This is a genomic window from Streptomyces sp. WAC 01529 (genome assembly GCF_003945545.1).
Taxonomy (GTDB): Bacteria; Actinomycetota; Actinomycetes; order Streptomycetales; family Streptomycetaceae; genus Streptomyces; species Streptomyces anatolicus.
Genome location: NZ_CP029617.1, coordinates 3,069,047 through 3,081,443, shown reverse-complemented (window position 1 = coordinate 3,081,443; position 12,397 = coordinate 3,069,047). Strand labels below are relative to the sequence as shown.

14 protein-coding genes and 1 tRNA gene are annotated in these 12,397 nt (G+C 70.4%); 8 read left to right on the top strand and 7 right to left on the bottom strand.

The features are described 5' to 3' along the window. Positions 1-25: 25 nt before the first annotated feature. A complete protein-coding gene (locus tag DMA15_RS13870) occupies positions 26-604 on the top strand; it encodes an AAA family ATPase (protein ID WP_125513063.1) in 579 nt (192 codons plus the stop codon). A 3-nt stretch (positions 605-607) separates the two neighbouring features. Here the strand turns inward: DMA15_RS13870 and DMA15_RS13865 are convergent, their stop codons facing one another. Next, positions 608-1,405: a hypothetical protein gene (locus DMA15_RS13865; protein ID WP_125513062.1), complete on the bottom strand. Its 798-nt coding sequence runs from the start codon at positions 1,403-1,405 to the stop codon at positions 608-610. A 130-nt stretch (positions 1,406-1,535) separates the two neighbouring features. Next, positions 1,536-1,607 (bottom strand) — tRNA-Cys (locus DMA15_RS13860). 176 nt (positions 1,608-1,783) lie between these two features. Here DMA15_RS13860 and DMA15_RS13855 point away from each other — a divergent pair. Further along, entirely contained in the window at positions 1,784-2,332 is a 549-nt protein-coding gene (locus tag DMA15_RS13855; RefSeq protein WP_125513061.1) for a DinB family protein, read from the top strand. A gap of 1 nt (position 2,333) precedes the next feature. Here DMA15_RS13855 and DMA15_RS13850 read toward each other — a convergent pair whose 3' ends face one another. Beyond that, positions 2,334-2,789, bottom strand: coding sequence for an ATP-binding protein (locus DMA15_RS13850; RefSeq protein WP_125517755.1), 456 nt, complete (start codon positions 2,787-2,789; stop codon positions 2,334-2,336). Between the two features lie 147 nt (positions 2,790-2,936). On the opposite strand from DMA15_RS13850, the gene DMA15_RS13845 reads away from it, so the two are divergent. The 6 genes from DMA15_RS13845 (at position 2,937) to DMA15_RS13820 (ending at position 8,507) form a co-directional block, all read left to right on the top strand. Next, positions 2,937-3,791, top strand: coding sequence for a helix-turn-helix transcriptional regulator (locus DMA15_RS13845; protein WP_240659786.1), 855 nt, complete (start codon positions 2,937-2,939; stop codon positions 3,789-3,791). Further along, positions 3,788-4,132, top strand: a complete 345-nt coding sequence (locus DMA15_RS13840; protein WP_125513059.1) for a DUF397 domain-containing protein — start codon at positions 3,788-3,790, stop codon at positions 4,130-4,132. The genes DMA15_RS13845 and DMA15_RS13840 overlap by 4 nt, the downstream gene beginning before the upstream one ends. A gap of 70 nt (positions 4,133-4,202) precedes the next feature. After that, positions 4,203-4,736, top strand: coding sequence for a hypothetical protein (locus DMA15_RS13835; RefSeq protein ID WP_240659785.1), 534 nt, complete (start codon positions 4,203-4,205; stop codon positions 4,734-4,736). A 109-nt stretch (positions 4,737-4,845) separates the two neighbouring features. Next, positions 4,846-6,645: a DEAD/DEAH box helicase gene (locus DMA15_RS13830; RefSeq protein WP_125513058.1), complete on the top strand. Its 1,800-nt coding sequence runs from the start codon at positions 4,846-4,848 to the stop codon at positions 6,643-6,645. Between the two features lie 245 nt (positions 6,646-6,890). Next, positions 6,891-7,532 (top strand): helix-turn-helix domain-containing protein, encoded by a 642-nt coding sequence (locus tag DMA15_RS13825; protein WP_055702359.1) that lies wholly within the window; start codon positions 6,891-6,893, stop codon positions 7,530-7,532. A 165-nt stretch (positions 7,533-7,697) separates the two neighbouring features. Next, a complete protein-coding gene (locus tag DMA15_RS13820) occupies positions 7,698-8,507 on the top strand; it encodes a S16 family serine protease (RefSeq protein ID WP_125513057.1) in 810 nt (269 codons plus the stop codon). Positions 8,508-8,662: 155 nt separating this feature from the next. On the opposite strand, the gene DMA15_RS13810 is transcribed toward DMA15_RS13820, so the two are convergent. The 4 genes from DMA15_RS13810 to DMA15_RS13795 form a co-directional block, all read right to left on the bottom strand. Then, positions 8,663-9,250 carry a helix-turn-helix domain-containing protein gene (locus DMA15_RS13810; protein WP_125513055.1) on the bottom strand — a complete coding sequence of 196 codons (588 nt, stop codon included), beginning with the start codon at positions 9,248-9,250 and terminating at the stop codon, positions 8,663-8,665. An 82-nt stretch (positions 9,251-9,332) separates the two neighbouring features. After that, a complete protein-coding gene (locus tag DMA15_RS13805; protein ID WP_125513054.1) occupies positions 9,333-10,301 on the bottom strand; it encodes a glycine betaine ABC transporter substrate-binding protein in 969 nt (322 codons plus the stop codon). Next, on the bottom strand, positions 10,298-11,152 hold the full coding sequence (locus tag DMA15_RS13800; protein WP_125513053.1) for an ABC transporter permease: 855 nt from the start codon (positions 11,150-11,152) through the stop codon (positions 10,298-10,300). The genes DMA15_RS13805 and DMA15_RS13800 overlap by 4 nt, the downstream gene beginning before the upstream one ends. Beyond that, positions 11,149-12,372 (bottom strand): betaine/proline/choline family ABC transporter ATP-binding protein, encoded by a 1,224-nt coding sequence (locus tag DMA15_RS13795; protein WP_125517749.1) that lies wholly within the window; start codon positions 12,370-12,372, stop codon positions 11,149-11,151. Before DMA15_RS13795 ends, DMA15_RS13800 begins: the two co-directional genes overlap by 4 nt. Positions 12,373-12,397 lie beyond the last annotated feature (25 nt).

Here is a 12,397-nt window from a genome sequence, read left to right as displayed (position 1 = left end):
CCGTCGGGCGGGGCCCGGTGGCACGATGGACGACATGACTACCTCCCCTCACCCCACCGGTGTCATCGTCATCACCGGCATCATGGCGTCCGGAAAGTCCACGGTGGCCCAGGCGTTGGCCGAGCGGCTGCCGAAGGCGGCGCATGTCCGCGGTGACGTCTACCGGCGGATGATCGTCTCGGGCGGCGCGGAGTTCGAGCCCGGCGCCGGGGAGGAGGCCGAGGCCCAACTCCGCCTGCGCTACGGCCTGTCGGCGTCCACGGCGGACGAGTACGCGAGCGCGGGCTTCACGGTGATCGTCCAGGACGTCATCCTGGGCCCGGAGTTGAAGACGTACGTGGACCTCGTGCGGACCCGCCCCCTGTACGTGATCGTCCTCGCCCCGCGCCCCGACGTGGTCGCCGCCCGCGAGTCCGGCCGCGGCAAGACGGGCTACGGCGCGTGGACGGTCCAGGACCTGGACACGGGCCTGCGCGAGACGACCCCACGGCTCGGCCTCTGGCTGGACAGCTCGGAGATGTCGGTGGAGGAGACGGTGGACGCGATTCTGGGGCGGTTGGAGGAGGCGCGGGTGGGCGAGGCGCGGGTGGACCCGGCCGGGTGACGTTCACCAGATGTCGTCGTGGAGGTGATCGCCGTCCTCGTGGCCGGGGACCGTCCGCGTCAGTACGGGCGTGGCGGCCAGCAGGCCGATGTCCTCGGGGTGGAGCAGGGTGGGGTAGCTGAATCCGGGGAGCGTGGGCAGGGCCGCCTCGATGCCGTCGAGAGGCGAGAACACGGCGCGCCGACGCGTCACCTCATCGAGGGCCCGGCGAGTGCTGGGCGTGGCTCCGAGCGGGAGCGGGGGCAGCGGCGGTGAGGGCGGCGGGGACGGCCGGGACGCCGAGGGCGGGGACGGTGGCGAGCCCATGCTTTCGAGGATCTGCTCCCACTCCGCGTGCGGGTAACCGAAGACGCGGCATTCCCATGTGCGGTCGCCGCTCGCCTCGTGGCAGGTGAGGTCGGCGCGGATCTCCAGCGGCCCGCGGTGTCCCGTGGGCGCCCGGAGCGTCAGCCGCTTCTCGGCGGTGGGGCCGGTGTGCGGCCACAGAAGGGTGCCGTCCTCGCCCGCGCCGACGACGTGGGCGGGTTCGTGGTTGAGGTGGACGGTGACGCGGGCCTCTCTCAGGAGGGCACCGGAGGTCTGCTTGATGAGGGCGATCACTTCGAGGCCGTGACCGTCGCCGGGGCGGGCTTCCGTCTCCTGCATGATGAACTGCGGGCAGTCCGCCTTGTCCCGCTCCTCCAGCACATGGGCCATCTGCTGCCGCAGCTGTGCCGTCTGGGCGTCGGTCGAGTGCTTCGCGACCCGGACCTGCCACCAGGCGACGGCGACGGCCCCACTGGACACGGCGGAACTCGCCACCGCGATGTAATCCCCAGCCTCCACCCGGCACCTCTCGCCCGTGGCTCCCCCTGCCTCGTCCTCCGCCATTGTGGCGTCGGAGGGGCGTGAGGATCTGAGTAACCGGGCAATGCGCGGGCACGGGAGGCAGAGGCCGTGGCGGGAATCGAACCCGCGTTACTGGATTTGCAGTCCAGCCCCTCAGCCACTCGGGCACACGGCCAAGTCGTCGACCTGACTCCTCGAACGTAGCCGGGGCGGCCGCGAAGTCTCAAGGGAACGGCTGGGCCCGCAATGTGACTGCCATGCCCCGTTTATATAGGCCGGGCCCTGGCCTATTCGCCTCCTAGCGTGGTGCTTGTTCCTGCGGAGCGGTACCCACGGAAGGCGGCCACCACCATGCCCGGAACCGACACCACGACCTTCAACCAGCCGGCGATCACCGGCGAGCGCGCTGACCTGCTGGAAGCGCTGGACCACCACCGGACCATGCTCCGCCGCACGGCACGCGACCTCACGGACGAGCAGGCCGGCCTGCGCAGCACCGCCAGCGAGCTGTGCGTCGGCGGCATCATCAAGCACGTCACCTCGGTCGAGCGGGTCTGGGTCGCCTTCATCCAGGAGGGTCTCCCGGCCCTGGGCGACGTGACCGACATGACCGAGGACGACTGGGCCCGGCGCAACGACGAGTTCCGGATGCTGCCCGGCGAGACGCTTGCCGGAGTGCTGGACGCGTATGCCGAAGTCGCCCGTACCACGGATGAGGTGGTGCGCGGTCTGGCCGACCTCGACGTCTCCCACCCGCTCCCCGAAGCCCCCTGGTTCGAGGCCGGAGCGCGGTGGACGGCCCGCCGGACACTGCTGCACATCATCGGCGAGACCGCGCAGCACGCGGGGCACGCGGACATCATCCGTGAGTCCCTCGACGGCGCCCTCAGCATGGCCTGAGCTATGTCGGCCGCGGCGCGTCCAGCTCCGCCCAGACCGTCTTGCACGGGCCGTACGAGGGCGGCCGCAGGTCCGTGCCCCAGCGGTCGGCCAGCGCCTCGACCAGGAGCAGGCCCCGGCCCGACTCCTCGCCGAGGGACGGTCGCCGGGGGTGCGGCGGCGGACTCCGGTCCACGCGTGCGTCCGTCACCTCGATACGGAGCGTGTCCGCGCCGGTGACCTTCAGGGCGAGCCGGAAGCTCCGGCCGGGCACGTGGCCGTGCAGCACGGCGTTGTTCGCCAGCTCGGCGACGATGTGCTCCGCGGTGTCGTACGGGCGATCCCATCTGCGCAGTTGCTCCCGTGCCAGGAGCCGGGCAAGGCGGGCGCCGCGTCGCGTGGCGGAGAACAGGGCCGTGAACTGGAGCGTGGGGGAAGGGGCTTCGGCCCCGGCGGTTTCTTGGTTCACGTCACTCAGCGTGGCCGTGCGGGTGCGCCGTGAACAGTGCTTCCGGCCGTGCGTACCGCGTTTGTCCCGTCCTTGTCCCGCGTTGTCTCGGCTGTCTTGGGTGACGTACGGGTACGGGTGCGCGTTGGACTTGGTCGGACGTCGGAGGTGGGCGCGGTGGAAGAACGCAACGACGGTGTGGATGAACCCGGTTGGGACGTCGACCCGGAGGACGAGATCAGCGCGGCGGTCGAGATGGTCGGCCAGCACCTGAAGCTGCGGAGGGAGGCGGCGGGGCTCCGCGTCGCGGAGTTCGCCGACGCGGTCGGCTACGGGGAGGACATGGTCCGCAAGATCGAGCGCGGGGCGCGGATTCCTCGGCCCGAGTATCTGGACATGGCCGATGAGGTGCTGGGGGCCAACGGGCTCGTCTCCGCCATGAAGGAGAAGATGCGGGAGGCCAGGTATCCGAAGAAGGTGCGGCAACTGGCGAAGCTGGAGGAGCGGGCGGTCGAGGTGTGCCTCTACAGCAACCACAACATCCATGGGTTGTTGCAGACGGAGGAGTATGCGCGGGCATTGCTCGGTACGTGGCGGCCCGTGCTGTCCAGCAGTGAGACGGAGCGGGCGCTGGCGGCGCGCATGGCCAGGCGGTCCATCTTCGAACGTGCGCCTTCCCCGGATCTCAGCTTTGTCCAGGAAGAGGTGACGCTTCGGCGCCCGATCGGAGGGAGGATGGTGCTGCGTCGGCAACTTGAACGGCTGTTGGAGCTGGGGCAGTTGCCAAACGTCGAGATCCAGGTGATGCCGACTGACCACGAGGGTCACCCGGGCACGGCGGGCTTGATCGAGGTGCTCAAATTCGGGGACGGGACCGCAATGGGGCGTTCTGACGGTGCGTTCAACAGCCGCCCGGTCTCGGACCCGAAGCAGCTCCGTATCCTCGAACTGCGGTATGGCATCATCCGGGCCCAGGCTCTCCCGCCGCGGGAGTCATTGGCCTTTATCGAGCGAGTGCTGGGAGAGACATGATCCGCGAAGCCGCTGCTGGACCCGGTTCCGAGCTGCACTGGTTCAAGAGCAGTTACAGCAGCAGCAGCGACCCCAACGACTGTGTCGAGGTCGCCCTCGACTGGCGCAAGAGCAGCTACAGCAGCAGCAACGAGTCAGGCGACTGCGTAGAGGTCGCCCAGGGCTGGCACAAAAGCAGCTACAGCAGCAGCGGCGACGGCAGCGACTGCGTCGAAGTCGCCGCCCCCACCCCCCGCACCATCCACGTCCGCGACTCCAAGACCCCCCAGGCCCCCCACCTCACCCTCACCCCCTCCACCTGGTCCCATTTCCTCACGTACGCCTCCCGTACGCGCGGGTAAGCCTCGCGGGGGAGAGGGGATGGACCCGGGGGTCGATGCGTGCGCGCGCCCCGTCGACGAGCCTGGCGGCATGCCGAAAATGCATGTGTTACCCGATGTGCCGCGCTGGGCCCGGCTCGCCGCGGTGGGCGCCGCGCTGACCAATGTGCCCTCCGCGATCTGGCGGGTGGCCATCGCCCTCGGCGTCCCCGTGGGGCTCGCGCAATCCGAGTACGAGCAGATGGGGGCGCCCGGCCTCGGGTCGCTGGCCCTGGTCGCCCTCAGCCTGATCTCCGAGGTCCTCGCGTTCCTCACGCTCGGTCTCGTGCAGAGCTGGGGGGAGACGTGGCCGCGCTGGATCCCCTGGCTGGGCGGGCGCGAGGTCCCGGTCATGGTGGGGACCACTCTGGCGGGCCTCGGCGCGCTCGCCACGACTGTCTTCGGCGCGCTCTTCGTCTACACCTCGCTCAATCCGGACATGGAAGCCAGCACCTGGGGCATCTGGCTGCTCAACATCGTCTACGCCCCGCTGCTCTTCTGGGGGCCGCTCCTTGGCGCGGTCACCGTGCACTACTACCGGCGCCGGACCGAGGCGTCGCGGGAGCCGGTCCCGGCCTCCGTGTGACCCGCCTCCCACATCGAGGCGCCGGGGGCCGTCGGAGAGTCCCCGGCGTCGGCCCACCGGTAAGGTGGCCCGGTTGTCGTACGTACCCGAGCTGCAAATCCCGGAGACCGTGACTACCACCAGCGCCGCCGCCAACTCCTCCCACCACCTCTCGCCCGCCTTTCCCGGCCGCGCCCCCTGGGGCACCGCCAACAAGCTGCGCGCCTGGCAGCAGGGCGCGATGGAGCGGTACCTCCAGGAGCAGCCGCGAGACTTCCTGGCCGTCGCCACCCCCGGCGCCGGCAAGACGACCTTCGCGCTCACGCTCGCGTCCTGGCTGCTGCACCACCACGTCGTGCAGCAGGTCACCGTGGTCGCGCCCACCGAGCACCTGAAGAAGCAGTGGGCGGAGGCGGCCGCTCGTATCGGCATCAAGCTGGACCCCGAGTACAGCGCCGGACCGCTCAGCAAGGAGTACCACGGCGTCGCCGTGACCTACGCGGGCGTCGGCGTGCGGCCGATGCTGCACCGCAACCGCTCCGAGCAGCGCAAGACGCTCGTCATCCTCGACGAGATCCACCACGCGGGCGACAGCAAGTCGTGGGGCGAGGCGTGCCTGGAGGCCTTCGAGCCCGCCACGCGGCGGCTCGCGCTGACCGGTACGCCCTTCCGGTCCGACACCAACCCCATCCCCTTCGTCACGTACGAGGAGGGCAACGACGGAATCCGGCGCTCCGCCGCCGACTACACCTACGGCTACGGCAGCGCGCTCGGCGACGGCGTCGTGCGGCCCGTCATCTTCCTCTCCTACTCCGGCAACATGCGGTGGCGTACGAAGGCGGGGGACGAGATCGCCGCCCGGCTCGGCGAGCCGATGACCAAGGACGCCGTCTCGCAGGCCTGGCGTACCGCCCTCGACCCGCGCGGCGAGTGGATGCCGAACGTGCTCAAGGCCGCCGACACGCGGCTCACCGAGGTCAGGAAGGCCATCCCGGACGCGGGCGGGCTCGTCATCGCCTCCGACCAGGACTCCGCCCGCGCCTACGCCAAGCTGATCCGCGAGATCACCGGCACCAAGGCGACCCTCGTCCTCTCCGACGACGCCGGGGCCTCCAAGCGCATCGACGACTTCAGCGAGGGCACCGACCGGTGGATGGTCGCCGTCCGCATGGTCTCCGAGGGCGTCGACGTGCCGCGCCTGGCGGTGGGCGTGTACGCGACGACGATCTCGACGCCGCTCTTCTTCGCGCAGGCCGTCGGTCGATTCGTACGTTCCCGGAGGCGCGGCGAGACCGCGTCCGTCTTCCTGCCGACCGTCCCCGACCTGCTCACCTTCGCCAACGAGATGGAGGTCGAGCGCGACCACGCCCTCGACAAGCCGAAGAAGGAGGGGGAGGAGGACCCCTACGCCGAGTCCGAGAAGGAGATGGACGAGGCGAACAAGCAGGAGGACGAGGACACCGGGGAGCAGGAGCAGTTCTCCTTCGAGGCGCTGGAGTCCGAGGCCGTCTTCGACCGCGTGCTCTTCGACGGCGCCGAGTTCGGCATGCAGGCCCACCCGGGGAGCGAGGAGGAGCAGGACTACCTGGGCATCCCCGGCCTCCTCGAACCCGACCAGGTGCAGATGCTGCTCCAGAAGCGGCAGGCCCGGCAGATCGCGCACAGCAGGAAGAAGCCGGACGAGGAGGCGGACCTCCTTGAGCTGCCCGCCGAGCGGCGGCCCGTGGTCTCCCACAAGGAGCTGCTGGGGCTGCGCAAGCAGCTGAACACGATGGTCGGCGCGTACGTCCACCAGAGCGGCAAGCCGCACGGCGTCATCCACACCGAGCTGCGCCGCACCTGCGGGGGACCGCCGAGCGCGGAGGCCACCGCGGGGCAGCTGCGGCAGCGCATCGAGAAGGTGCAGGAATGGGCCACCCGCATGAAGTGACACCCCCCGCGTAACGGGGCAATGGGGGGCGCCGGGGACGTCTGCATGCCCGGATTCTGGACGGAGTCTTCCGCTGAGCGGGACGGCCTCGCTACTGTCCCCGCAACGCACACGCCCCGTGGCAGCGCCGCCGCGGAGCGCAGCCGGTGTTCCGACCGGCGGCCTCTGACGCGCGTCGCCCACGGGACCGGCGGCGCAACCGCCGCGTAAGGAGGTCGCCGACCCTCACTTAAGGAGTGGGCGTCGTGACCGCGGAGACATCCCAGACGCTGGACCGAGGACTGCGCGTCCTCAAGCTGCTGGCCGACACCGACCATGGCCTCACGGTCACCGAGCTGTCCAACAAGCTCGGCGTGAACCGCACCGTGGTGTACCGCCTGCTCGCCACCCTCGAACAGCACGCGCTCGTACGACGGGACCTCGGCGGGCGCGCCCGCGTCGGCCTCGGCGTGCTGCGGCTCGGCCGCCAGGTGCATCCGCTGGTGCGGGAGGCCGCGCTGCCGGCGCTGCGCTCGCTCGCCGAGGACATCGGGGCCACGGCGCATCTGACGCTCGTCGACGGCACGGAGGCCCTCGCGGTCGCGGTGGTGGAGCCGACGTGGACGGACTACCACGTGGCGTACCGCACGGGTTTCCGCCACCCCCTGGACCGGGGTGCGGCGGGCCGCGCCATCCTGGCGGCCCGGCAGGGGCTGGTGACGGACCCCGGTTACGCGCTCACCCACGGCGAGCTGGAGGCCGGGGCGAGCGGGGCCGCGGCGCCCTTGGTCGGGGTGACGGGGATAGAGGGCAGCGTGGGCGTGGTGATGCTGGCGGACTCCGTGCCGGAGAGGGTGGGGCCGCGGGTGGTGGACGCGGCGCGCGAAGTCGCCGATGCGTTGCGCTGAGCTGGGGCTCGGTCTGTCGCCGGCTGCGCCTGGCTCGTCCTCAAGCGCCGGACGGGCTTGATCCCGCCGGCTGCGCCGAGCTTGTCCTCAATCGCCGGACGGGCTAGATATTGCTCGTCCCTGTCCGCCGGACCCGTCGCGTTTTCGTCACGTTAGATTGATCCCGTGGTTTTCTCCTTCGCTCGATTCAGCCGGGGCCAGGCCCTCGCCGTCTGCGCCCTGCCCGTCGTGGCCCTGCTCGCCGTCGCGGCGGTCGCGCCGTTGCCGTTCGCCGTGGCGCAGCCCGGCGGTACGGCGAACGTGCTCGGCAAGTACGAGGGCAAGCCCGTGCTCACCATCAGCGGCGTCCCCACCCGGGAGACCAAGGGTGCTCTGCGCATGACGACGATCGCGGCGACGGGGCCGCAGATGGACGTGCGGCTCGGTGACGTGGTCGACGGGTGGTTCCGGACCGACCGTGCCGTGATGCCGAAGGACTCGGTCTATCCGACCGGCGACGACGTGAAGGAAGTCCAGAAGCACAACCTCGGCGACATGAAGAAGTCGCAGGACGAGGCGGTCAAGGCGGCCATGGCCTATCTGAAGGCGAACGGCTACGACGACACCGGCAAGGCGGACGTCCGGGTCGACCTCGGCAAGGTCGGCGGCCCCAGCGCGGGCCTGTTCCTGTCGCTCGGCATCATCGACAAGCTGGACGGCGACGGCAGCGGCGGCGACCTCACGGGCGGCCGCGACATCGCGGGCACCGGCACGATCACCGCCTCCGGCGAGGTGGGCCCGGTCGGCGGCGTCGCCCTGAAGACGCAGGGCGCGCGGCGCGACGGCGCGTCGGTCTTCCTGGTGCCGCGGGCCGAGTGCGCGGACGCCAAGGCGGAACTCCCCAAGGGGCTGCGCCTCGTCCCGGTCACGACGCTGAAGGGGACGGTCGAGGCGCTGCGGGCGCTGGGCAAGGGCGGCGAACTCCCGAGCTGCTGACCAGCCGCAGCCCCAACTCCACGAGCGTCCAGCCGAGTTGCGTACGTATACGTGGGTGAGGGCGTGTGCGCCGCGGGGGTGCCGCGTGCCGTAACTTGGCGGCGCGGTCGTGGTGCAGCCTCAGGTGGATGTCAGGGTGCATGGTCGTCAGCCCTTCAGTCGGTGGGGCGCGTCGGGATGAGCTGTGTCTGGATGCGGACGAGGGCCGCTCGTGGGTCGTGCTCGTCGCTCGCCGACTCGCGGAAGCCCTCGATGACCTCGTGGATCCTGTCCTTCAGTTCGGCGGTCCGCTCGGGGGTCAGCCGCAGCATGGCGTCGCTCATGTCCGAGCTGGCGATCCACTCCTCCGGCCACTCGTGGCTCGTGCCGACCCACGTGGACAGCGCTTCGATGTAGAGGGACGCCACCTCGTGGAGGTAGAGCTGGGCGGCCCCGCGCACGGTCGGGTCCGCGTCGTGCAGCAGCGCGTCGTCGAAACTCGTCCCCTGGTGCGCCGCCCGCCACCACCGCTCCCGGCCCTTGCCCCGCTCCGGGGCGTCCTCGACGAATCCGTGCGCCGCCAGCTGCCGCAGGTGGTAGCTGGTCGACCCGCTCGACTCGCCGAGCCGCACGCCCAGTTGGGAGGCGGTGGCGGGGCCGTCGCGCCGCAGTGAACCGAGCAGGCGGATCCGCAGCGGATGAGCGAGCCCGCGCAGGGAGCGGGCGTCCAGCGTGACCGTCCGGCGGGACTTGGGTGCCGTCATGCCTGTCAGCGTAGGCATGCAAAGACTCCGTTGCAATGCTTTCTCTGCAACGGAGTCTTTGTAGCGGGCCTTCGTAGCGGGACTACTCCTTCACGAACCCCTCCTGGACCAGCCACTCCTTCGCCACCGCGTGCGGGTCCTGGCCGTCCACGTCCACCTTCGAGTTGAGGTCCCGCGCCACCGTGTTGTTCAGGGCCTTGGTGATGGGGGCCAGGATCTCCGCCATCTCCGGGTGCCGCTCCAGGGACTTGCTGTTGATCTCGGGGGCCGCGTTGTAGTTGGGGAAGAAGCGCTTGTCGTCCTCCATCGTCGTCAGGTCCATCGCCTTGATGCGGCCGTCCGTGGTGAAGACCTCGCCGTACGTGCACGACCCCTTGGACGCCTGCGTGTAGATGATGCCGGTGTCCATCTTGGTGATGTTGGCGGACGGGACGCTCATCCCGTACTCCTTCTGCATGCCCGGCAGGCCGTCCTCGCGGGAGGCGAACTCGCTCTCCACGCAGAGCGTGACCGCCTTCGGGTCGGACTTGGAGAGGGACGCCACGTCCGAGAGCGTCTTCGTCTTGTACTTCGCCGCGTTCCGGCCGTTCATCGCCAGCGCGTACGTGTTGTTGAGCGTGGCGGGCGCGAGCCAGGTGATGCCGTTCTTCAGGTCCGCGTCGCGCACCGCCTGCCACTGCTTGTGCGGGTCGTCGATGGGCTCGGTGTTGCCCTGGTACGTGATCCAGGCGGTGCCCGTGTACTCGTACATGGCGTCCGCGTCACCGCCCTTGACGGCCTCGCGCGCACCGATCGAGCCCTGGATGCCCGTGCGGTCGAGCACGTCCGCGCCCGCCGCCTCGAAGGCGATGCCCATGATCGCGCCGAGGATCAGCTGCTCGGTGAACTCCTTGGAGGTGACGGTGAGGTCCGCGCCCTTGAGGGGCAGGCCCTTGCCGATGGAGCCCGGCTTCACGTCGTCCACCATGGGGCTGCCGCTGGTGAGGCCGCAGCTCACCAGGAGGGCTCCCGCCAGCACGGCGAGGCCGCCCGTACGCCACGTAACCCTCATGACCGCACCTCCAACCCGCGCGGGCGCAGGACAAGTTCGGCCAGTGAGGCCAGCCAGTCCACCAGGAGCGCGAGCGCGATCGTCAGGATCGAGCCGAGCATCAGGACCGGCATGCGCTGGTTCGTCATCCCCGTCGTGATCAGGTCGCCGAGGCCGCCGCCTCCGCCGAAGGTGGCCAGCGTCGCCGTGCCGACGTTCAGGACGAGCGCCGTGCGCACGCCCGCCAGGATCAGCGGTACGGCCAGCGGGAGTTCGACCCTGCCGAGGACGCCGAGCGGCGACATGCCGATGCCCCGCGCCGCCTCCAGGAGCGTCGGGTCGTTCGCCTTCAGGCCCGCGATCGTGTTGGACAGGACCGGCAGGACGGCGTAGGTGATGATGCCGATCAGGGCCGCCTTCTCGCCGATGCCCAGCCAGATCACCAGGAGGGCGAGGAGGCCGATCGCCGGGGTCGCCTGGCCGATGTTGGCCAGGGCCATCACGGCGGGCGCCGCCCTGCGCAGCTTCCCGCGGGTCAGCAGGATGCCGAGCGGGATGGCGATGATGAGGACGAAGAAGGTGGAGATCGCGGTGAGTTCGATGTGCTGGCGGAGCCTGAGCCACACGTTGCCGTTCGCCAGCGCGTTCCTGGAGATCGAGTCCAGGTCGGCCTGCTGGAACCACCACCAGGTGAGCAGCAGGATCACCGCGAGCACGGCGGGCAGGAACGTCACCTTCTGCCAGGTGACCCGGCGCGGCTGCCGCCCGGCCGCGGGCGCGGGCGGCGCCTCCTGCTCGTCCTCGCCGACGTCACGGAACGCGAGGCCCTTGACCTCGTGCTCCCCTTGGGGGCGGCGCTCGTCGGGCCTCATGCCTTCGCCGCCCCTCCGGGATCGCCGTAGCCCGCGCCCTCCTGCTCCTGGTGGGTCAACTGGGCGCGCTGCTCCTCCAGTTCGTGCTGGTGCTCGACGGCGTCCAGACGGTCGGCCTCCAGCATCTCGTGGACGGAGTTCATCAGCGTCTCCATGTCGACGACGCCCGTGTACTCCCCGCGCCGACCGGTCACCGCGACCCGGCCCGCGTTGTCCGTGAGCACCGCTTCCAGCGCGTCGCGCAGCGTGGCGTCGCGGGTCACCGTGTCGTGGACGAGGGTGCCCGCGCGGGCCAGCGAGCCCTTGGCGCGCATCAGGTCCCCGCGCCGCAGCCACTTGTAGGGGCGGCCGCGCTTGTCGAGCAGGAGCAGTTCGTTGACGCCGCTGACGCGCAGCTTGTCGAAGATGGTCTGCAACGGGTCGTCGACGGTCACCGTCGGGATGTCCGCGATCTCCACGTCCCGTACGCGCGTGAGGTTGAGACGCTTGAGCGCGGCCCCCGCGCCCACGAAGCCCGACACGAAGTCGTCGGCGGGGTTGGTGAGGATCGCCTCGGGGGTGTCGAACTGCGCGATGTGCGAGCGCTCCCGCAGTACGGCGATGCGGTCGCCGAGCTTGATCGCCTCGTCGAAGTCGTGGGTGACGAAGACGATCGTCTTGTGCAGCTCGTGCTGGAGCCGGATCAGCTCGTCCTGGAGGTGGTCGCGGGTGATCGGGTCGACCGCGCCGAACGGCTCGTCCATCAGGAGCACGGGCGGGTCGGCCGCCAACGCCCGCGCCACGCCGACGCGTTGCTGCTGTCCGCCGGAGAGCTGGCGCGGATAGCGGCCGTGGAACTCGCCCGGGTCTAGGCCGACCAGGTCCAGCATCTCCTCCACCCGTGACTTGATCCGCGACTTGCCCCAGCCGATCATCTTCGGCACGAGGGCGATGTTCTGGGCGACCGTCATGTGGGGGAAGAGGCCGGATGACTGGATCGCGTACCCGACCTTGCGGCGCAGCTTCACCGGGTCGATGTCGGTGACGTCCTCGCCGTCGATGCGGATGCGGCCGCTGGTCGGCTCGATGAGGCGGTTGATCATCTTCAGGGTGGTCGACTTACCGCAGCCGGAGGGGCCGACGAAGATGACGGTCTCGCCCGCCTTGATCTCCATGCTGACGCTGTCCACGGCCGGCTCGTGGCTGCCCGGGTAGCGCTTGGTCAGGTTCTCCAGCTCGATCGTGGCCCCGGAGGTGGCCCCGGAG